Origin of the sequence: Geomonas subterranea (assembly GCF_019063845.1) — a bacterium.
In the GTDB taxonomy this organism is placed as follows: Bacteria; Desulfobacterota; Desulfuromonadia; order Geobacterales; family Geobacteraceae; genus Geomonas; species Geomonas subterranea.
The window spans coordinates 3,193,283-3,212,943 of the sequence record NZ_CP077683.1; the positions used below are offsets into that span (position 1 = coordinate 3,193,283).

Consider the following 19,661-nt stretch of genomic DNA (forward strand, 5'->3'; position numbering starts at 1 on the left):
CAAATAAAAAGACGAGCAGCAAGCCCGTCTTAAAAAACAGCTCAATATGGCATTTTTCAGATATCTTTACAAGTTATTTTCTGATGATGCGGCGCTGCTTTCCGCTCATCCCAGCCATCTGCTGCTTCTGGATGGTGCCCAGACTCTCCAGGTGGAACTGCAGCCACATCTCGCCGTACCCTTTCATCTTCATCTTCTTCCCTTCGCGCAACAGCTCCAGGTTCTGCTTCAGGTTTTCATCTGCGGGGAGTTTCGCCACCCCCTTGGCCAGGATCTCGCACGCCTTCACGTTCTCGCCGGTCTCGTTGAGGCAGTAGCCGTAGAGGGCGTAGAGCAGCGACTCCTTGGGGCTCGCCATGAGCGCCTTGTCGAAGGTCTCTTTCATCTTGTCGTGCTTGTTCTTCTTCATGTAGGTGACGCCGAGCATCCCCATGGTGACCCAGTTCTTGAAGAAGCCCTTCTCCAGGTACGGGAAGGCGGTGGCGAACTCGCGTCGCACGAAGTAGACCATGCCGATGGCGGAATTGATCTGGCTCTCCACGTAGATCTGCCACTTGCCGTAGCGCAGCGCCGACTTGAGGTCGCGAATCCCCTTCTCGAAACGCTGTGCCTGGATGTCCTTCATGGCCGGTTCCATGATCTCTTCGAGCTTTTTGGTGATGATGCGGGAGATGATCAAAAAGCTCGCCATGAAGACGATCATCGCGCCCAGGAGGGCGGCCCACCAGTACGCGGTGCCGGCGGCGAGGATGACGACGAGGAAGACTGCGATTGCTGCGCCTGCGGAAATGAGAAGGTTGTACATCGGTTGATTTATCCTTTCGTGGTGCGGGTCACGTGATGTGCGAAACGGTTGACGGGGTTAGCCTTCGTCCTTGACCAGGGCGCCCTTCTTCTCCTGGTACTTGGCGACGATGATGCGCTTGCCGGGCTTCAGGGCCACCCGGGTCTTCAGGTTGTTCCAGGCGGAGAGGAGCCTGGCCGTTACGTTGAACCTCTTGGCGAGGGAGGCGAGGGTATCCCCCTTTTTGACGGTGTAGTACTTGTGGAACTCCTGGAGCTCCGCCTCGGCCTTGGCCACCTGGGTCGCGGTCCTGGTCTCGGCCTTTGCTTCCGCCTTGGGTTCCACCTTCGCTTCCGCCGCCGGATGGGCCTCGCCACGCGCCGACGCCACCTGGACCGGGATGGTGAGCACGCGGCCGGCAAGCTTCACCTTCTTCTTGCCAATGTTGTTCAGTTCGGCGATGGTCTGCTGGCTGGTGTTGAAGCGCCGGGCGATGGAGGCCAGGGTGTCACGCTTCTTGGCGCGGTACTGCACGTTCCTGACCCGCTCGACGTAACGCTCCGACTCGGGGATCTTGGCGTATTCGGCGGCGCAGGTGGTGCCGGCCCCTTTGGGCACCTTCAACTGGTACCCCGGGTAGTCCGGCGGAGTCGTGGCGCGGCGCAGCTCCGGGTTCAACTCCTTGATATTCTGCAGGGGAACGCCGCAGGCCTTTGCCATCACGTCCAGGTCGGTGCGGGACGGGACAGGCACCTGGTCGAACTCGATCGGCGGGAGGTAAGCGACGTCCGCGAAGCCGAACTTGGCCGGTTCCTTGGCGATGATCGCGGCGGCGAGGAGCTTGGGGACGTAGTCCTTGGTCTCGCGCGCCAGGTAGCTCCCCTTGGAGATCTCCCAGAAATCGCGGGTATTGTACATGTTGATGGCACGCAGGATCTTGTTCTCGCCGGCGTTATACCCCGCCGCGGCCAGGTACCAGTCGTTGTTGAAAAGCGCGTACAGCTCTTTGAGATAAAGCGCCGCGGCGACGGTCGCCTTCAGCGGATCGCGCCTTTCGTCGATCCAGGGGTCGATCCTGAGCGCGTAGCGCTTGCCGGTCGCGGGCATGAACTGCCAGGGGCCGACGGCGCTCGCCACCGAGACGGCGTGCGGTATGAACCCGCTCTCGATCATGGCGAGGTAGACCAGGTCTTCCGGGAGCCCTTCCTTCTTCAGCACCGTCTTCATCATCGGGATGTAGCGCTCGCTCCTGGAGAGCCACTTGGCGAAGAAGCCGCGGCCGGATCCCTGGAAGTAGCGGGTGAAGTACTCAACCTTGGAATTGAAGGTAAGGGGGATGTCGGATTCCGGCAACTCCATCTCCGGCAACTTCAATTCGAAGTCGTCCGGATCGGCGTCGACGTCGTCGTTGCCGGGGAAGTCGGCGGAGGTAAGGCCGAGCCCCTTTGAAAGAGCGAGGTCGGCAGAAGCGAGCTGCTGAGTCTGGGTTTCCTTGCGTCCGGAATCGTGAAAGAGCTCTCCGGGCGCCGCGAGGGCGAGGCAGGGGGTCAGAAGTGCAAGTATGACAACGGTAACTTTGATCATTCAATACCTATTTTTGGGTGACGGCACGCGTACGCACAGGTGCGCAGAATAGCGGAATTTGGCACAGTTGTCAATTCAAACGGGTTTTGGCTCCTGCAGGCAAAGGGGCGGCAGCGGCTCCCGCGCGGGGTCCACCTCCTTACCTGGTGCATCGGGCGATGCCGGGCTGAACTTTAGAGAGATTCCCCTCTCCCCCCCGGGAGAGGGTGCCCGGAGGGGGGGTGAGGGGTGGTTTCCTGACCCTCCAGCGCGAAGGCAGAAGGGGAGGGATGAGGACCATCCGGGCCGAAGAGAGAAAACGAAAAAGCCCCCGTGGTCGACGGGGGGCTTTTTTTCATGGGGAGCCCGCCGCGGTCAGGCGACGGGCCAACTAGGGCAACCTTCCTTGCAGTGGGTCACCGGACGGATCATAAAAAAGTTGGTCCACATGTCGCGATCTCCTTTTCCCTGGTTGGAATTGCATCCCTCGCTGTGTGGTTCCCGGAGGATGGGAAAAAATATAATGGCGCCCCATCCCCTTGTCAACCTGCCCCGGCGCACTACGACCGGCGGCCGGTTTTCTTCATCAGCCACAAAAGCCAGCCGTCCCTGAGGGTCAGGGCCGCGTGCGGGCAGAGCTCACGGCAGCAGAAGCAGCGGATGCATCGCTGGTAGTCGAAACGCAGCCTCCCCCCCTGCACCCGTATCGCCGCCGGGGGACAAGCCTTGACGCAGACGCCGCAGAGTTCGCACGTGCCGGGGACGACCTCGGGGCGGGAGGTGAACTGGTTTCTGAGCCGGTTCTTCAAGAATCCCGGGAGCCCGAACTGGACGTCGGAAAGATGGGGAAGCCGGAGCGGACGCTCCAGTACTGCGTCGGGGTCGGGCCCCAAAACCGTGACCTCCTCGCGCCGCGAACCGGGAAGCCCCATATGCCTCGCGGCGCTCTCCAGGTAGAGAAGCTGCTGCGGAATCCCGGCCACGCGGGCGGCAACCTGGTCCACGGCAACCGCGTTGTCACCGGCCAGCAGCACGCCCACCGGGCAAGGGTCCCCGCTTCCAGGACCGTTCCCCTCCATCGCGACCACGGCGTCCACTATGTTCAGATCCGGCTCGCGCAGCCGGTAGAGCTCGATCAGCATGTTCGCGAAGAGCTCCTTGTCCGCCCCCGCCTTGAGGTGCCAGGCCGCCTTCGCGGTCCCGACCACCGCCCCGAACAGGTTCTTCACGCAGCACGTCATGGTCATCATCTCGTGCGTCTTCAGCTTGGGGAGGTTGATCAGGCGGTCCGCCTCGATATACGGCCGCGCCAGCTGGAACTCCTTGAAAGTCCCCGCGCCGGCGACGGGGAGGGATTCGGTGAAGGGGACGAACCGAGCGCCGGTCTCCTCGATGACCGCCATCATCCCCGAGCGCTCCGCCACCCGCCTGCCGCTTCCCACGCCGGGAGAATCCCCCACCAGCGCCACGCCACCTGCCCGCTGCACCTCCAGGATCACGGCGCGCAACAGCTCCGGATGCGTGGTCACCGCCGCCTCGGGCGGCTTGGCGGAGAGCAGGTTCGGCTTGATGAGCACCCGCTCGCCCGGCTTCACGTAGCGCTGCATCCCGCCAAGCGGCTCAAGGAGCCGGGCCACCCCTTCCCGCATCTCTTCGCGCCCGTACCCCGGAACCCGCTCCAACGCCACCTGGTGCATCTCATCCTCCCCGTCAAAAGCTATTGTAAACCGGCATCGGCCTGAGGTAGATTGCATACCATGAAACGGGCCATCGAGCAATTCTGCGGTTACCTCGAGACCGAGCGCAACGTCTCGCCCCACACCCTCGCCGCCTACAGAAGCGATCTGGAGCTGTTCGCCTCTTTCCTGGCGCAGCGCGGAGAGCCGCTACCGGAAGCTGTCGATCATCTCGCCATCAGGCAGTACCTTGCCCAACTACACAAGGGGCACGCAAAGAGCTCCATCGGGCGTAAGCTCTCCGCGATCCGGGCGCTGTTTCGTTTCCTGCTCAGAGAGGGGCGCCTGGAAAAGAATCCCGCCGAGTTGGTCAGCACCCCCAAGAAGGAGAAGCGCCTCCCCTTTCACCTGAACATCGACCAGGTGAGCGCGCTCGTCGAGGCGCCGGCGGGGACCAGGCTGCCGCTCAGGGACCGTGCCGTTCTGGAAACCCTCTATTCCTGCGGGATCAGGGTGAGCGAACTGACCGGGATGAACGTGGGGGACCTCGACCTGGACGGCGGTCTGGCGAGGGTGATGGGCAAGGGAGGCAAGGAGCGCATCGTGCCGGTAGGCTCTTTCGCAAGGCAGGCGCTCTCCTCCTACCTCGCCGAACGCGGCAATCCGGGCGCGGCCGAGCCGCTTATCTTGAACAGCCGCGGGAAAAGGATCAACAGGCGCAGCGTGACGCGCATCGTGGATGATCATATGCTGCTCATCGCCGCCATGCGCAAGGTCTCCCCGCACACGCTGCGCCACACCTTCGCGACCCACCTTCTGGAAGGGGGCGCCGACCTGCGCGCCATCCAGGAGCTCTTGGGGCACGCATCGCTCTCCACCACCCAGAAGTACACCCACGTCAGCATCGACAAGCTGATGGAGGTCTACGACCAGGCCCACCCCAAGGCGCGCCGCTAGCCGCCAGCCGGCAATGTAACCGGTTGGATGTCGGACCAGTCGAACCTGCGCCACCTGCACACCTACAAAAAAAGGCCCCGCCGTTTCCGGCGGGGCCTTTTTGCTTTTCAACCGCGAGACTAGTCTTCGCAGAGGTCGATCTTCACATCCCAGTTCTTGAGCTTCATGGTGCCGTTCTTCTCAAGGTTGAGGTGCATTTTGAAGGCTCGATCCCACAGCTGCGGCTCGTGACCGACCTTCCTCGCCAGGCAGTCCTTCTCGGCGATGTTGAGGTACTCGGTGAGCTGCGCCTTGTAATCCGGGTGCGCGCACTTCTCGATGATGCGACGGGCGCGCTCCTTCGGAGCCAGGCCACGCAGGTCGGCGAGACCCTGCTCGGTGATGACGCAGTCGAGGTCGTGCTCGGTGTGGTCGATGTGCGAGCAGTGCGGCACGACGCAGGAGATACCGGTCGGGTCGGTCTTGCTCGGACGGGAAGACGGGGTGTGCATCATCTTCAGGAAGCCGTTCCTGAGGAAGTCGCCGGAACCGCCCAGGCCGTTGATCATACGGGTACCGCCGACCAGGGTGGAGTTGGCGTGCGCGAATATGTCGATTTCAACCGGGGTATTCATGGCGATGCAACCCAGACGACGGATCGGCTCCGGTGCGTTGGAGATGGAGAGCGGACGCAGGGTGATCTTGTCAAAGTACTTGTCCATGTTCTCGAAGAAGCGCGGGAAGCCCGGGCTTGCGGAGAGGGACAGCGAGCAGGAGGAAGCCGCGTCGAGTTTGCCCGAGTCGAACAGGTCCAGCATGGTATCCTGGAGCACCTCGGTGTAGACGGTCAGGTTGCTGAAGGGGCCCTTGGCAAGGCCACCGATGACGGCGTTGGCGATGGAGCCCACGCCCGACTGGATCGGGAGCAGGTTCTTCGGCAGACGGCCCGCTTTAACCTCGGCGGTGAAGAAGTCGATGATATGGTTCGCGATCGCCTCGGAGGTGTCGTCCTGCTCTGCGAAGGCGCGACCCTGGTCACGCAGCTTGGACTCGACGACTGCCACGACCTTGCTCGGGTCGCACGGGATCGAGGTGGAGCCGATCCTCTCGCCGGCATGGGTGATGCCGAAGATCTGGCGGTTCGGCGGGGTGAGCGGGGTCAAAAGGTCATGGATCCCTTCGAAGGAAGGCTGTCCGGTGTTCACCTCGAGGATGATCTTGTCGCAGATCATCAGGATCTCAGGGATAACCCCGCAGGAAGAGGTCGGCACCAGCGAGCCGTCTTCCTTGATGGCGGAGACTTCGATGATGGCGAGGTCGAGCTTGCCGCTCTCGGAGTCCTTGGTGTAGAAGCCGTAGCCCAGGTCCTGTGCGAACAGGGAGAGGTGCTTGTCACCCATGCGGATGCGGCCGGAGTTGATGCCAGCGGCGATGTTCTTGCCGGTCTGGTACGGCCAGCGGCGGTCGATCATGTCCAGAGTAGCCCAGCGGTCTTCGGTTTCGGCACCGACGGAGGCGCCGATGAAGAGGTTGAACTTCAGCTTGCCCTGCAGGTTGTTCTTCTCCACGTGGTCAGCCAGGGCGATGGGCACCACTTTCGGATAACCGGCCGGGGTGAAACCGGACCAACCAAGGTTCATCCCGTTCTTGAAGAAGTCAATGGTCTGCTCGGGAGTCATGACCTTGTTCAAAAGTTGTTTGCATTGTACCCGGTCTTGAAGTGTGCCGTACTCGGACATAGCTGCCTCCTGTTTTGTTTTGATGTTTACGAACAAATCAGCATAAAGCTGACAAATCACATGTTTTTTTGACGCCGTCCGGACGATAAAACGCCTTGTCTTCGCGTGCTTTTGTCCAAATCCCCCAAAAAGTAGAACCGGATTCTACTTAAGGGGAGTCGCAGAGTCAACTAAAAACCCGCCTTGCCCCTCATCGCGGCCCTGTCCCCCTGAATTGGCAGCGAGGTGACGCGGGGAGCGGAAATCACGGCAATGTATACAGTATGCAATCTAATCTGAACTTGCCGTTCACGTCAAGAATAAAAAGTTGTTTCGTGAGTCAGGCGATGTCGCTTCTGCCAGGGGGGATGCGGTTTATTCTGTTAAATTGGGTATTTTCATGAAGGGGAGAGTTCAAGCGCAGATCTAAGTTTTTCTTTCTATTCTGCCCCTCTATGGGCGGTGCCAAAGACGGTCGCCGCCCCGGGGACGGCGGTGGCGGCGCTCCGTGACGCCCGGGACGCGGCCCCGGCACTTCCTGCAGCGGGGAGCGCGTCCTACACAAAAATAAAACAAAAGGAAGGGGGGGCGCTCCGGTGGAGCTGCGGCCGCATAACGAAAAAGCCGGGGCACGCTGGCGCGGCCCCGGCCCGCGTCTACTTCGCGAGGTACCCGAGACGAACGGCGCCCCAATGCCGGTTGTTGAACACGATAGGAGTTGAGATGTCGTTCATGATCTCTCCGGTGTCCCTCATGTAGGTCTGCAGCAGGTACGGTTCCGTGTTCTGCGCGGCCTTGAGTCCGGTCTTGTCATCGAAGATCCGCTTGGTCCTGTTGTTGACCTTGTCGGTGTCCGGGTCGCCGGTCAGAGGTTTGGAGTAGCGCAGGTTGTGGCAGGGGACGTAGCCGTGATCGTCGACGCAGATGGCGAAGAATACGGTGCCCTTGCGCCCCAGGATCTCCTCCTGCACCGGCCCCACATACTGGTCGAAGAAGCTGTCGAACGCGGTGTGGTACTTCTGCGGCGACGTGTCGGCAATGGGGCGGTAATTCCGGTCGAAGAGGTCGGACATGGAGATCCTCCCCGACGCCACCCCCTGCTCGATGGTCGCGGTCAGCTTATCCCTCAGTTCGGTGGCGAGGGCCTTCATCTCGTCGTGCCGGTTGCCGACGCTGAATTTCCCCACGGTGGAGAAGATCTGCTCCGCCACCCGGGTCAATTCCGTCACGGCCCGGTCACTTTCCAGCATGTCCTCGTGGACCCCGGAGGCTGAACTTGAGACGTTGTGGATTTTTTCCGCGATTTCGTTGGTTGTGGCGCTCTGCTCCTCCGTGGCCGAGGCGATCTGGTTGATGAGCTGCGCCGTTTCCCCCGCGAGTCCGAGTATCCGCTCCAGGCACTCCCTGGCCGCCGCCGACTTGGCGACGCCGTCCTCGACCCGCCCCTGCTCCTCGGTGATGGAGCGCGCCGCCTCGCGGCTCTCGGTCTGGATGTTGGTGATGATCTTGGCGATTTCCTTGGTCGAGGTGGCCGTCTTCTCCGAAAGCATCTTCACCTCGTCGGCGACCACGGCGAAGCCGCGACCGTGCTCTCCGGCGCGCGCCGCCTCTATGGCGGCGTTCAGGGCGAGGAGCTTCGTCTGGTCGGCGATGTCCTCGATGAGGACGATGATGTCCCCGATCTGCGCGGACGAGGCCTCAAGCCGCTCTACGGTCCCCAGGGTCTGCGCCACGTTCTCCCTGATCATGGTGATGGAGGTGCAGGCGCCGTCCACGACGCCCATGCCGCGGTTGGCCGCCTCGTCCACCTCCGACGAGAATTCCGCCGCCTGATGGGTGTTGCCGGCCACGATGTTGAGGGTCGCCGCCATCTCCTCCGTTGCGACCGCCACGGCCTCGGAGCGCTGCTTCTGGTCCGCCGCCGAAGCGACCGTCCTGGTGGCGCGACTGGAGACATGGCACAGCGAGATCGAGATGCTCTCGGCAAGGTCGTAGAGCACCGTGATCGTCTCGCGCAGCATGTTGACCAGGTGGTTTATGTGGCGCGCCAGGTCGCCGACCTCGTCGTCAGAGCGGACCGGTATCTCCTTGGTGAGATCCCCCTCCCCTTCCGCGATGTCCTTGAGCTTCTCCGAGAAGAACAGGATCTCGCGCATCACGGACTTCCTGAAGAATATGTACATCCCCCCCATCATGCAGACGAAGAAGAGGCAGCCGGCACCCACCAGGATGGCGATCATCCTCACCGCGCTCTGGTAACCATCCTCCAGGGAAGAGGTCAAGAGCACGGCGCCGAGGTACTTGTCCCCCGCGTCGTGGCACTGCTGACAGCGCTGCTCGTTCTTCATCGGCACCGCGGCGCGCAGGGTATGCACGCCGCCCACCGTCTCCCGTCTCTCGACGCGTTTGCCGGTGGCGAAGCTTTCGGTCACATCCTTGTTGACCGCTCCGGTGACCGGGTCCTTGCCGTCCTTGCCGAAGATCTGCAGGTCGAAGCCGAACTTCTGTTCCTTGGCGACCTTGGCCAGGTTCATTACCGACTTCGAGTCGTCCTTCATCATGAACGACGCGATCTCGTCGATGATGACGGCCGACATGGTGCGGCTGTTCTGCTCCTGCAGCTTCATGGTCGAACTGTACTGGAGCCAGATTGCCAGACACCCGACGATGGTGATGCCGACCAAGAGGTTCACCCCGATGATCGCCAGGATCTTGTGCATCAGCTTGTTTTTGAACATCGTTCCTCCACGGTGGACGCCAGAGTCCTTTGTCAGTAGTAGGAATATCGGCAACTGTCTACACTTCTTTAGAAACAGCGTTAAACATTACAGACAATTAATTCACAGCCCCGAGCGCGCACTCCCGCTCTTTTGATCTGGGTCAAAAACCGGATGTGAAGAGGGTGGTATCATTGAGACAAAACTACACGGGAGGCCGACATGAAAGAGGTCGACGTACAGGAGCTGTACCGGCAACTGGTACAGAACTGCAACGATGCAATCATCTACTCTGACAGGGAGGGGCTGATCAGGCTGTGGAACAAGGGAGCTGAAGAGATGCTGGGGTTCACCGCCGGGGAGGCGCTGGGGCAGTCGCTCGACATCTTCATCCCGGAAAACCAGCGTGCCCGCCACTGGGAGGGATACTACCGCGTCATGGAAACCGGCACCACGCGTTACGCCAAGGAGCTGCTGGCCGCCCCGGCGCTGAAAAAGGACGGTTCGCGCATCTCCACGGAGTTCTCCATGACCATCATCAGGGACGCCGAGGGGAATGTCGCGGGCACCGTGGCGGTGATGCGGGACGTGACGGCCCGGTGGCTAAAGGAAAAGGCGCTACGGGCACGCCTGGCCGAACTGGATAAGTGACAGGTTTCCCAGGCGGAAAAAAAGAGGGCGCCGGGTGTGGATCCCGGCGCCCTCTTCTCATCTCAACCTGGCGGCAATCGCGTCAGCCGACCTGGTCGACCAGGTAGTTCTGCACCCCCATCTGCGAGATCTGGTCCAGTTGCGCCTCGATGTCGTCGATGTGATCCTCCTCCTGCTTGAGGATCGACTCCAGCAGTTCCTTGGTGCCGTTGTCTCCCAGCTCCATGGCCAGTTTGATGCTCTCGTTGTACCCCTTGATGGCGCTCTCCTCGAGGGCGTGGTCGAACTGGTGCATCTTGGGGATCTCGCCCCCGATGTGGATCGGGTCCAGCCTGCTCACGATGGGGCGCCCCTCCAGGAACAGTATCCGCTCGATCAGCTTCTCCGCGTGCTTCATCTCGTTGATGGCGCGCTCCCTTATGGCGGAGTACAGCCTCTTGTAGCCCCAGTTCTCGCACATCTCCGCGTGCACCATGTACTGGTTGGTGGCGGTGAGTTCCTCCGCCAGGCGTACGTTCAACTGCTCGATCACCCTCTCGTTTCCCTTCATGGACGACCTCCTTTTTTTGGCGGCCCGGCAGCTGCGGGGCGCGGTTCGCTTCCGGCAACCGAAAGGGTGCGCCGGCTGACAGGTTAATTTATTCTAATTTAAAACGAATAGATTATACCCGCGCGAGCCGGGTTGGCAATTCAAGAGCCGCTTAAGAGGGGAGGAGAAAGCCGTGCCCCCGGGAAAGTTCCACCCGAACGTCTCTCCTTTGCCCCCCTCCCTTGCGGGAGGGGTTAGGTTGGGGAAAGTGCCACATTTGCGCTAATGGCAGCTTCACCCCCCCCCCGCCCCCTCCCGTCAAGGGAGGGGGAGGTGACAGAGGAGTGTCCCAGTCAAATCCCGGGGCACCAACAAAAAACGCCGCCCCGCTTTCGCGGGACGGCGCATGTCGTTGCAGTGGGGGAAGGGGCGCTACGCCACCGTCTCCTCCGGTTCCTCCTCGACGGCGTCGCCACCCATCGGGGCAGCCTCACCTTTCGGGAGGAGGAGGTTCAGCAGGATGGCGGCTATGCCGCACAGGCTCACGCCGTGCAGGTGCTGGCCGGCCACGTTGATGCTGAGCCCGCCGATGCCGAAGACCAGCACCAGCGAGACGATGATCAGGTTGCGCGGACGGTGCATATCCACCTGTGCATGGATCAGGGTGTTGAGACCGACGGAAGCGATGGAGCCGAACAGGAGCATCATGATGCCGCCCATGACCGGCACCGGGATGGACTGCAGGATGGCGTTGAACTTCCCGAAGAAGGCCATGACAACGGCGAAGCCGGCGGCCCAGGTCATGATGACGGGGTTGTAGCAGCGGGTGATCATGACGGCGCCGGTGACCTCGGCGTAGGTGGTGACGGGGGGGCCGCCGACGAGTGCGGCGGCGCAGACGGCCAGGCCGTCGCCCAGCATGGTGCGGTGCAGGCCCGGCTTCACGGTGTAGTCCTTACCGGTCACCGCGCCGATGGCGACCACATCGCCCACGTGCTCGATGGCGGGCGCCAGGGCTACCGGGACCATGAACAGGACCGCGGACCAGTTCCACTCCGGCGTCACGAACTTGGGGACCTCGATCCAGGGCGCCGCGGCAATCTTGGAGAAATCGACCAGGCCCAAGAAGATGGAGAGCACGTAGCCGACGGCGACGCCGGAAAGGACCGGCAACAGCCGGAAGATGCCGCGGGCGCGCACGGCCACGGCCGCGGTGGTGGCAAGCGAGATGCCGGCCACGAGGAGCGCGGTGTTGTAGTCGACCAGGACGCCCTTGCCGTCGCCGGTCTTGCCCATCGCCATGTTGACGGCCACGTTGGCGAGCCCCAGGCCGATGATCATGATGATGGGACCGACCACCACCGGCGGCATGATGCGGTGCACGAACTCCGCGCCGCGCAGGTAGATGGCGAGCGAGAATGCGAGGTAGAGCCAGCCGGCGGCGAAGAGCCCGGCCATGGTCGAGGGAAGCCCCCAGGTCTGCACGCTGTAGATGATGGGCGCGATGAAGGCGAAGGAGGAGCCCAGGAAGATGGGAACCTGACGCTTGGTGCAGAGCTGGAAGATGATGGTCCCCACCCCCGCGCCCAGAAGGGCCATGCTCGGGTTGAGGCCGGTGAGGATCGGCACCAGCACCAGCGCGCCGAAGGCGACAAAAAGGATCTGCGCGCCGGACAGCGCCTGGCGCCAGACCGGATCTTTTACTTCTGACATGCAATAGACCTCACTTGGAAGATGATACGGAGGGAACGCCCCCGCTTACGTGCAGCAGGGGTGTTACTTGGTGCCGAAGATCTTGTCGCCGGCGTCGCCGAGCCCCGGCAGGATGTAGCCGTTCTCGTTCAGGCGCTGGTCGATGGCGGCCACGTAGATGTCGATGTCGGGATAGGCCGAGGAGATCTTCTGCAGTCCTTCGGGCGCAGCGACCAGGCAGAGCACGCGGATCTGGCGGCAGCCGCTTTTCTTCAGCATCTCGATGGTGGCGGCCATGGAGCCTCCGGTCGCCAGCATGGGATCGATGATCAGCGCGAGGCGTTCGTCCAGCTTGCCCACGAAGCGCTCGAAGTAGGTGTGCGCCTCGAGAGTCTCCTCGTTCCTGGCCAGTCCCACGACGCTCACCTTCGCGTTGGGGATCATGTCCAGGACCCCTTCCAGCATGCCGATGCCGGCACGCAGGATGGGAACCACCGTCACCTTCTTCCCTTTGATCTGCTGGATGTCGAGGGTGTTGCCGTCCCAACCGGTGATGGAGCGCGACTCCAGCTGGAAATCCCTGGTGGCCTCGTAGGCGAGCAGGCAGGCGATCTCGGCGGTGAGCTCGCGGAACTTCTTCGTGCTGATGCCGCACTCGCGCATCAGGCCAATCTTGTGCTTCACCAGGGGGTGGTTTACTTCGTGGACGCTCATCTGCCTCTCCCGTCAAAAATTTTGGTCTTACCATACCGGATTTCATCTCTGGAAACAAGCAGTTGCGCATTAGACAAAGCCAATCGGAAGGGACGGTTTGATATGGTCAGACCACCGGCGGGACGAGTTGCCGTTGCCGGTGGCGGCATGCGCCGCGAGGTCCGGAGGTGCGGAAAAAGTAGCGCAGAGAGGCGGGGTTGGCTCGGAGGGGTGGATCAGAAATGACGGTACGATAGGACCCGTACGCCGTACCAGGTGCCGAAGGCGAGGACAATGACGGTGACAAGAAGGCACAGCAGCGCCGCCGCACGGTGCACCCAGTTCTCGCGGCTCCGTTCCCGGTACCCCAGCAGCTTCGCCGCGACGATGCCGCCGACGATTCCGCCGCCATGCCCCCAGTTGTTGATGCCGGGCATGACCAGGCCGAAGACCACCAGGCTGATCAACCACCCGCTCACTTCGCGCGAGACCGCCTGACCGTAGTTGCCGCCGCGGCTCTTGCCGAAGTAGAACAGGGCGCCGATCAGGCCGCAGACCGCCGCTGACGCGCCGATGGTGAATGGGACGCCGGCCAGGACGGAGAGGACGTACCCCGCGACGCCGCTTGTGGTGTAGATGACGAACATGCGGCTCGCGCCGAACTCCGCGCAGACCCACGGGCCGATCTGCCGCAGCGCCATCATGTTGAAGAGGATGTGCAGCGCCCCGCCATGCAGGTAGTTGGCGGAAACGAGCGTCCAGACGCCGTACCGGGAGACAGGGTAGGTACCGGTCGCGCCCAACAGCGCGAGGCTGTTGTCGTCAGGAGAAAGGAATCCGAACAGGCCGCCGCCGAGGGAAGTCCCGCTGGAAATAAGCAGCGACAGGAGGTAATACGCGACGTTGACGACGATGATACCGTTTATGACGAGTTGGGAACTTTTACCGCCGGAGAGGACCTCGATCACCCTCCCCCCGGACGGCGGGAGCGCCGCGCCACACCAAAGGCACGAGGAGTATCTGGCATCGGTGGCGCGTCCGCACTCGGGACAGGTTATGGAGGGGTGAGCCATCAGGAATACCTCTGAGAGAGTTTGCGCCCCACTGTACCATCTTCGCCAAATAAAACAATATGGAGTGCTCAGTATGCTGTTAAAGGGCGTGTTCTGGCAGTTACATGAGGTGGCTGCGCGTCAGGTGCGTTGCGACATCATCGCCGCGTGATAGATTCTTATCGTCCTTAACTTCATTCAAATCCTGTGCAGCACGCCGGCGAGGTGTCCTATGACAGAAATCTGTCGTGATGAGCTTGGACCCGCATCCATCATTCACCTTTATTCGCCGAAGGAAGCAATCCAGGCCTTCGTTGTCATCGACAACATCGCGCTCGGCCCGGCGGTCGGCGGGGTGCGCATGTCGCCCACGGTAAGCGTCGAGGAGGTGGCACGGCTAGCACGGGCCATGACCCTCAAGAACGCGGCGGCGGGGCTGCAGCACGGCGGCGCCAAGGCGGGGATCGTCGCCGACCCGTCGGACCCGCGCAAGGAGAGGATCTTCCGGGTCTTCGCACGTATGATCAAGCACCTCACCGACTACATACCCGGCCCCGACATGGGGTGCGACGAGACCGCGATGGCCTGGATCAGGAACGAGACGGGGAGGTCGGTGGGACTCCCCGCGGAACTCGGCGGGCTGCCGCTGGACCAGCTGGGAGCCACGGGTTATGGCGTGGCCGAATGCGCCGAGGTCGCGGCCGGATTCGCGGGTGTCGAATTGAAGGGGGCGCGGGTCGCGGTCGCAGGGTTCGGGAGCGTCGGCAGGGCTGCGGCGCGCTTTCTCCTTGAGAAAGGGGCCCTGCTGGTAGCGGCCTCCGACAGCCGCGGCACGGTCCACGACCCTGCCGGCCTCGACCCGGCCGCCTTGGCCGAGGTGAAGCGCCAGGGGGGGAGCGTCGCCGATTACGGCAAGGGAAAGCGCCTGTCGCGGGACAGGATATTCGGCGTTCCCTGCGATATCCTGGTGCCGGCCGCCACGCCCGACGTGATCCACGCCGGAAACGTCGGTCAGGTCCAGGCCCGCCTGATCCTGGAGGGGGCCAATATCCCCTGCACCGCTGAGGCCGAGAGGCAGCTGCAAACCCGCGGGACGGTGGTCGTCCCGGACTTCATCGCCAACGCGGGGGGGGTGATCATGGCGGCAATGGAATATGCCGGGCGGAACGAACAGGAGGCTTTCGCAGTGATCGGCGAGAGGATCAGGAAGAACACCGCGGTGGTGCTGGAGAGGGCGGCGGGCGCAGGGATCCTGCCTCGGGAGGCGGCGGACGCCCTGGCTCGCGAGCGGGTCAAAAAGGCCATGAGCTTCAGGGATTACTGAGGAACGGCAGGTTCTCTGCGTCCGGGGTGACCGCTGCGGCCACGTACCGGTTGGGAGAGAGGGTGCTCCCCCAGTGATGTTCCTTCCGCCTGCGCGTCCTCAGCCGCAGTCGAGGAACAACAGGGCGGGGTCTTCGAGGAAACGCAGTACCTTCCCCAGGAACCTGGCGGCGTCGGCGCCGTCGGTAGCCCGATGGTCGAAGGTGAGGGAGAGGGGAAGGATCTTCCTGACGACGATGGCCCCGTGGTGCACCCACGGGCGCTCAACGATGCGCCCGAATCCCATGATGGCGACATCGGGCCAGTTGATGATGGGGGTGGCGAAGGTGCCGCCGAAGTGACCGTAGTTGGTGATGGTGAAACTGCTGCCGCGCAGATCCTCCAGTGCGATGCTCCGCTCGCGTGCCTTGCGCCCCAACTCCTGGATCGCCTGCGCCAGTTCAATGATGCTCTTTTTATCCACATCCCGGATCACCGGGACCATGAGCCCCTCCGGCGTCTCCACCGCGATTCCGAAATGGTAGTGCCGCTTCAGCACCAGTTCCTGGGCCTCGTCATCGATGGAGGCGTTCAGGAGGGGGTGCTCCTTCAGCGCATGCTGCACGGCTTTCATGAAGAAGGGGAGGAAGGTGAGATGGGTGCCGCGCGACTCCACCTCCCCCTGTTCCCGGATGCGCATCTCAAAGATATCCGTTATGTCGACCTCTTCCATGCTGGTCACGAAAGCCGTGGTCCTCTGGGAGGCTATCACGTTGCGGGCGATGGTGCGGCGCAGGCCGCGCAGCGGCACCCGCTCCTCCGTCCCGGCGCCCCCCATCACCTTGGCGGAGGGAGGGAGCTGCCGGTCCAGGTCCTCAGGCCTGATGCAGCCGCGGGGCCCGCTCCCCTTGACGCTCCTGAGATCGATGCCCCGCTCGCGCGCCAGCTTGCGCACCATCGGCGTCGCCAGCCCCGCGAACCCACCCGGCTCCTCCGCGGCTGCAGCCTCCGCCGCCTCGGGGAGCGCCCCCGCGACGCCGGACGCTGCCGTGCGCGGTTCATCCTCCGCCTCCGGGAGGGATCCCACGATCCCCACCGACGCCGGCCGGGGTGCCATCCCCTGCGCCGGGAGCGGGGTTTGGGACCCGGATCGCCCCAGCACCGGGGACTGCGCCTTAGATGCCGGCTCGGCCGCGCGCTCCGCCAGTGTCAGCAGTACCTCGCCCACCCGCACTGTCTCCCCCTCCTTGTAGCGCAGCCCCGAGACGATGCCCGACCGGGGCGAGGGGACCTCGACCACCGCCTTGTCCGTCTCCACCTCCAGCAGCGGCTGGTGCTCACGCACCTGGTCCCCCTCCGCGACCAGCCAGCGGCGCAGTTCCACCTCGGCGATCCCCTCGCCCAGATCGGGAAGCTTGAAGTCGAAAGACATGGGTGTCTCCTTGAAATGCCTGTCTATAGCTCCTCCCCCCGGAGGGGGGAGGTTGGGAGGGGGAAGGGTTGCGACAGCCGCGACGCGCCCCCTCCCTAGCCCTCCCCCTCCAGGGGAGGGAACTGTGCTCCTAGTACTGCAGCACCTCGTCGAGGGCAGACCTAATTTGCTGTACATCAGGCAGGTAGTGGTCGATCAGCTTGGCCAGCGGCACCGGGACGTCCGGCGCGGTGACCCGCAGGATGGGAGCGCGCAGGTGCAGGATCGCCTCCTCGGCGACGGTAGCCGCTATCTCGGCGCCAAAACCGCAGGTCTTCGCGGCTTCGTGCACGATCACCAGCCGCCCGGTCTTCTGAACGGAGGCGACGATGGCCTCGCTGTCGAAAGGGTTCAAGGTCAGCAGATCGAGCACCTCCGCGTCGTACCCCTCCACCGCCTTCAGCACCCGCTCCAGCATGCTCCCCCACGCCACCACGGTGACCGAGCCACCCTGTCGCGCCACCCGGGCCCGCCCCAACTCCACCAGATATTCCCCATCCGGCACCTCCTCGCGCAGGAGCCGGTACAGCCGGGTGGGCTCCAGGAACAGCACGGGGTCGGGGTCGCGCAGCGCCGCCACCAAAAGCCCCTTGGCGACGTAGGGGCCGGACGGCACCACCACCTTCAGCCCCGGCACCTGGCAAAACAGCGCCTCGGTGCTCTCCTCGTGCAGTTCAGGCGCCTTGATCCCGCCGCCGTAAGGGGTGCGGACCACCATGGGGCAGCTGTAGCGGCCGCGGGAACGGGAACGCAGCCGCGCGGCATGGGCGAAGAGCTGTTCGAATGCGGAATAGGTGAAGCCCATGAACTGAATTTCCGGCACCGGACGCAGGCCGTAGGCCGCCATGCCGATGGCCGCCCCCATGATGCCGGACTCGCACAGGGGGGTGTCCAGCACGCGGTCAGCGCCGAACCGCTCCAGGAGCCCCTCGGTGACCCGGAACACGCCGCCGTCCCGCCCGACGTCCTCGCCCAGCAGGAGCACCCGGTCGTCGCGTTCCATCTCCTGGGCGAGCGCCAGGTTGATCGCCTGTACCATGTTCAGCTGAGCCATGTCAGCGCACCTTCCTTTGCCCCGCCTGGCGCGGGGTGAGCGTCGCGAGGACGTCTTCGAAGAGTTCCGCCGCGGCCGGCGGGGAGAGCGCCTCCATCTCCGCCACCCCGGCGTCGACTATGGCGGCACCCCGGGCCGCTGCCTCATCCCGCTTCTGCGGGTTCCAGAGCCCGCGTCCCTCCATAAAGCGCTCCAGGCGCAGGATGGGGTCGCGCTCCTCCCAGTAGGCGACCTCTTCGGCCGAGCGGTAGCGCCCGGCGTCATCGGCGGTGGTGTGGTCGGCCATGCGGTAGGTGAGGCATTCGATGAAGGTGGGACCGGCGCCGCTTCTGGCCTTTTCTACCGCCTGGCGGGTGGCCCGGTACACGGCGAAGACGTCGTTGCCGTCCACCTGCACCCCCTCGAACCCGTAGGCGATCGCCTTTTGCGCCAGGGATGCGGAGGCGGTCTGTCCCTTGAGGGGGATGGAGATGGCCCACTGGTTGTTCTGGCAGATGAAGACCAGGGGGAGGTTGAAGACCCCGGCGAGGTTCATCCCCTCGTGGAAGTCTCCCTTGGAGGTGGCACCGTCGCCAAAGTAGGTGACCACCGCCACCGGATCGCGCCGGTAGCGCGCGGCGAGCGCGGCTCCCGCCGCCTGCGGGATCTGGCTTCCGACGGCGACGCAGAAGGGGAATATATTCAGCTGCGGCGGCGCCTTCTGGGCCCGCTCATCGCCACCCCAGTATTGCAACAGTTGCGCGACCGGGTACCCAAGCGTCAGGTGCGCGCCCATCTCCCGGAAGGAGGGGAAAAGCCAGTCCTTGCCGGTAAGGGCGAAGGCGCTTCCCACCTGGGCCGCCTCCTGCCCCCGGATCGGGGGATAGGTGCCGATGCGCCCCTCCCGCTGCAGGGCCACGGCGCGCTCGTCGAAGATGCGCGCGAGCAGCATCAGCTCGTACATGCGCCACATCTGGGCGTCGGAGAGTTCCGGCAGCAACTCCGGGTCCGCCTCCCCCTTCTCGTTCAGGACCTGCAGGCGCTTCACGTGGAAATCGGCAAGTATCAGTTCCGGCATGGGCCGCCTCGTTTTTAATAAAAGGTGGGCTGAACGGTTAGGAGAGTGTAAACGGACACTTGCAGGATGTCAAAAGCGGTTGTGCCGCTGTTTCAGCCTCGCGTACAGGACCGGAACCATGGCGAAGAGCCCCAACAGCGCGAAGGAGCCGAGAACGCGCGGCGAGGCGACGTCGGCAAGGGAGTTTATGGTGGCAAGGCTCGCACCCGCGTTGACGAAGACGAAGCCCCCGGGGATGATGCCGGCCAGGGTCCCGAGGACAAAGACGCGCAGCGGCAGGCGGGTGAGCCCCGCGGCCAGGTTGATCAGGAAGAAGGGAAAGAGCGGCACGAGCCTTAAAAACAGCAGGTAGTTCCACCCCCGCCGCTCCAGCTCCCGGTTAAGCCCTTCCAGCCGGGCGCCGAAGCGGCCGGCTACCATGTCCCTGAGCAGGTACCGGGTGACGAGAAACGCCAGCGTGGCGCCGATGGTGGCGGCGCACACCGCGTAGACGGTGCCGGCGAGCACACCGAAGATGGCACCAGCCGCCAGCGACAGGACGGCCGCGCCGGGGAGGGAAAGGGCGGTCTGCAGGATGTAGATCGCCATGAAGAGGGCGACGCTCGCCCCCCGGTGTTGAGCGTAATACCCGGCGAGGAACTCCCGGTTCGCCTTGAGAGCATCCAGGGTGAGGAAGCGCTGCAGGTCGAGGTAGAAGAACAGGGCCACCGCGAGGGAGGCGGCGAGGACGATCAGGATCTTTTTCAGGTTCATGAAAGGGATGCTC

16 protein-coding genes are annotated in these 19,661 nt (G+C 63.6%); 3 read left to right on the forward strand and 13 right to left on the reverse strand.

Annotation, left to right across the window (positions count from 1 at the left end; genetic code table 11):
- Positions 1 to 73: 73 nt before the first annotated feature.
- From KP001_RS13915 to KP001_RS13925, 3 genes are all read right to left on the reverse strand, one after another.
- Complete coding sequence (locus tag KP001_RS13915; protein WP_217286210.1) at positions 74 to 805, reverse strand: tetratricopeptide repeat protein; 732 nt, start codon at positions 803 to 805, stop codon at positions 74 to 76.
- 57 nt (positions 806 to 862) lie between these two features.
- Positions 863 to 2,368, reverse strand: coding sequence for a lytic transglycosylase domain-containing protein (locus KP001_RS13920; RefSeq protein ID WP_217286211.1), 1,506 nt, complete (start codon positions 2,366 to 2,368; stop codon positions 863 to 865).
- A gap of 539 nt (positions 2,369 to 2,907) precedes the next feature.
- Complete coding sequence (locus tag KP001_RS13925; protein ID WP_217286212.1) at positions 2,908 to 4,044, reverse strand: DUF362 domain-containing protein; 1,137 nt, start codon at positions 4,042 to 4,044, stop codon at positions 2,908 to 2,910.
- A 60-nt stretch (positions 4,045 to 4,104) separates the two neighbouring features.
- Here KP001_RS13925 and xerC point away from each other — a divergent pair, with 60 nt between their 5' ends.
- Entirely contained in the window at positions 4,105 to 4,980 is an 876-nt protein-coding gene (gene xerC / locus KP001_RS13930) for a tyrosine recombinase XerC (RefSeq protein WP_217286213.1), read from the forward strand.
- A gap of 119 nt (positions 4,981 to 5,099) precedes the next feature.
- Here xerC and scpC read toward each other — a convergent pair whose 3' ends face one another.
- The gene (gene scpC, locus KP001_RS13935) at positions 5,100 to 6,698 is read right to left on the reverse strand and encodes a succinyl-CoA:acetate CoA-transferase ScpC (RefSeq protein WP_217286214.1); all 1,599 of its coding nucleotides are present in this window, start codon (positions 6,696 to 6,698) and stop codon (positions 5,100 to 5,102) included.
- Positions 6,699 to 7,333: 635 nt separating this feature from the next.
- Entirely contained in the window at positions 7,334 to 9,415 is a 2,082-nt protein-coding gene (locus KP001_RS13940) for a methyl-accepting chemotaxis protein (protein WP_217286215.1), read from the reverse strand.
- Between the two features lie 201 nt (positions 9,416 to 9,616).
- Here KP001_RS13940 and KP001_RS13945 point away from each other — a divergent pair, with 201 nt between their 5' ends.
- Positions 9,617 to 10,045, forward strand: a complete 429-nt coding sequence (locus KP001_RS13945) for a PAS domain-containing protein (RefSeq protein WP_217286216.1) — start codon at positions 9,617 to 9,619, stop codon at positions 10,043 to 10,045.
- An 82-nt stretch (positions 10,046 to 10,127) separates the two neighbouring features.
- On the opposite strand, the gene bfr is transcribed toward KP001_RS13945, so the two are convergent.
- From bfr to KP001_RS13965, 4 genes are all read right to left on the reverse strand, one after another.
- Positions 10,128 to 10,595, reverse strand: coding sequence for a bacterioferritin (bfr, locus tag KP001_RS13950; RefSeq protein ID WP_217286217.1), 468 nt, complete (start codon positions 10,593 to 10,595; stop codon positions 10,128 to 10,130).
- A gap of 411 nt (positions 10,596 to 11,006) precedes the next feature.
- Positions 11,007 to 12,287: a uracil-xanthine permease family protein gene (locus tag KP001_RS13955; RefSeq protein ID WP_217286218.1), complete on the reverse strand. Its 1,281-nt coding sequence runs from the start codon at positions 12,285 to 12,287 to the stop codon at positions 11,007 to 11,009.
- Between the two features lie 63 nt (positions 12,288 to 12,350).
- Positions 12,351 to 12,980 carry a uracil phosphoribosyltransferase gene (upp, locus tag KP001_RS13960; RefSeq protein WP_217286219.1) on the reverse strand — a complete coding sequence of 210 codons (630 nt, stop codon included), beginning with the start codon at positions 12,978 to 12,980 and terminating at the stop codon, positions 12,351 to 12,353.
- A 215-nt stretch (positions 12,981 to 13,195) separates the two neighbouring features.
- Entirely contained in the window at positions 13,196 to 14,032 is an 837-nt protein-coding gene (locus KP001_RS13965; RefSeq protein ID WP_217286220.1) for a rhomboid family intramembrane serine protease, read from the reverse strand.
- Between the two features lie 211 nt (positions 14,033 to 14,243).
- Here KP001_RS13965 and KP001_RS13970 point away from each other — a divergent pair, with 211 nt between their 5' ends.
- Positions 14,244 to 15,335 (forward strand): Glu/Leu/Phe/Val family dehydrogenase, encoded by a 1,092-nt coding sequence (locus KP001_RS13970; protein WP_217286221.1) that lies wholly within the window; start codon positions 14,244 to 14,246, stop codon positions 15,333 to 15,335.
- Between the two features lie 99 nt (positions 15,336 to 15,434).
- Here the strand turns inward: KP001_RS13970 and KP001_RS13975 are convergent, their stop codons facing one another.
- From KP001_RS13975 to KP001_RS13990, 4 genes are all read right to left on the reverse strand, one after another.
- Complete coding sequence (locus tag KP001_RS13975; protein ID WP_217286222.1) at positions 15,435 to 16,745, reverse strand: dihydrolipoamide acetyltransferase family protein; 1,311 nt, start codon at positions 16,743 to 16,745, stop codon at positions 15,435 to 15,437.
- A 130-nt stretch (positions 16,746 to 16,875) separates the two neighbouring features.
- Positions 16,876 to 17,838, reverse strand: a complete 963-nt coding sequence (locus KP001_RS13980; RefSeq protein WP_217286223.1) for an alpha-ketoacid dehydrogenase subunit beta — start codon at positions 17,836 to 17,838, stop codon at positions 16,876 to 16,878.
- Between the two features lies 1 nt (position 17,839).
- Positions 17,840 to 18,895: a pyruvate dehydrogenase (acetyl-transferring) E1 component subunit alpha gene (gene pdhA / locus KP001_RS13985; protein WP_217286224.1), complete on the reverse strand. Its 1,056-nt coding sequence runs from the start codon at positions 18,893 to 18,895 to the stop codon at positions 17,840 to 17,842.
- A 69-nt stretch (positions 18,896 to 18,964) separates the two neighbouring features.
- A complete protein-coding gene (locus tag KP001_RS13990) occupies positions 18,965 to 19,648 on the reverse strand; it encodes a TVP38/TMEM64 family protein (RefSeq protein ID WP_217286225.1) in 684 nt (227 codons plus the stop codon).
- Between the last annotated feature and the right edge of the window lie 13 nt (positions 19,649 to 19,661).

Bases quoted from the DNA above. Each gene is read 5' to 3' on its own strand.
- KP001_RS13940 (WP_217286215.1), bottom strand. From the start codon at position 9,415: ATGTTCAAAAACAAGCTGATGCACAAGATCCTGGCGATCATCGGGGTG.
- KP001_RS13955 (WP_217286218.1), bottom strand. From the start codon at position 12,287: ATGTCAGAAGTAAAAGATCCGGTCTGGCGCCAGGCGCTGTCCGGCGCG.
- scpC (WP_217286214.1), bottom strand. From the start codon at position 6,698: ATGTCCGAGTACGGCACACTTCAAGACCGGGTACAATGCAAACAACTT.
- KP001_RS13945 (WP_217286216.1), top strand. From the start codon at position 9,617: ATGAAAGAGGTCGACGTACAGGAGCTGTACCGGCAACTGGTACAGAAC.
- KP001_RS13915 (WP_217286210.1), bottom strand. From the start codon at position 805: ATGTACAACCTTCTCATTTCCGCAGGCGCAGCAATCGCAGTCTTCCTC.
- KP001_RS13920 (WP_217286211.1), bottom strand. From the start codon at position 2,368: ATGATCAAAGTTACCGTTGTCATACTTGCACTTCTGACCCCCTGCCTC.
- KP001_RS13975 (WP_217286222.1), bottom strand. From the start codon at position 16,745: ATGTCTTTCGACTTCAAGCTTCCCGATCTGGGCGAGGGGATCGCCGAG.
- KP001_RS13990 (WP_217286225.1), bottom strand. From the start codon at position 19,648: ATGAACCTGAAAAAGATCCTGATCGTCCTCGCCGCCTCCCTCGCGGTG.
- KP001_RS13970 (WP_217286221.1), top strand. From the start codon at position 14,244: ATGACAGAAATCTGTCGTGATGAGCTTGGACCCGCATCCATCATTCAC.
- pdhA (WP_217286224.1), bottom strand. From the start codon at position 18,895: ATGCCGGAACTGATACTTGCCGATTTCCACGTGAAGCGCCTGCAGGTC.
- KP001_RS13925 (WP_217286212.1), bottom strand. From the start codon at position 4,044: ATGCACCAGGTGGCGTTGGAGCGGGTTCCGGGGTACGGGCGCGAAGAG.
- KP001_RS13965 (WP_217286220.1), bottom strand. From the start codon at position 14,032: ATGGCTCACCCCTCCATAACCTGTCCCGAGTGCGGACGCGCCACCGAT.
- upp (WP_217286219.1), bottom strand. From the start codon at position 12,980: ATGAGCGTCCACGAAGTAAACCACCCCCTGGTGAAGCACAAGATTGGC.
- xerC (WP_217286213.1), top strand. From the start codon at position 4,105: ATGAAACGGGCCATCGAGCAATTCTGCGGTTACCTCGAGACCGAGCGC.
- KP001_RS13980 (WP_217286223.1), bottom strand. From the start codon at position 17,838: ATGGCTCAGCTGAACATGGTACAGGCGATCAACCTGGCGCTCGCCCAG.
- bfr (WP_217286217.1), bottom strand. From the start codon at position 10,595: ATGAAGGGAAACGAGAGGGTGATCGAGCAGTTGAACGTACGCCTGGCG.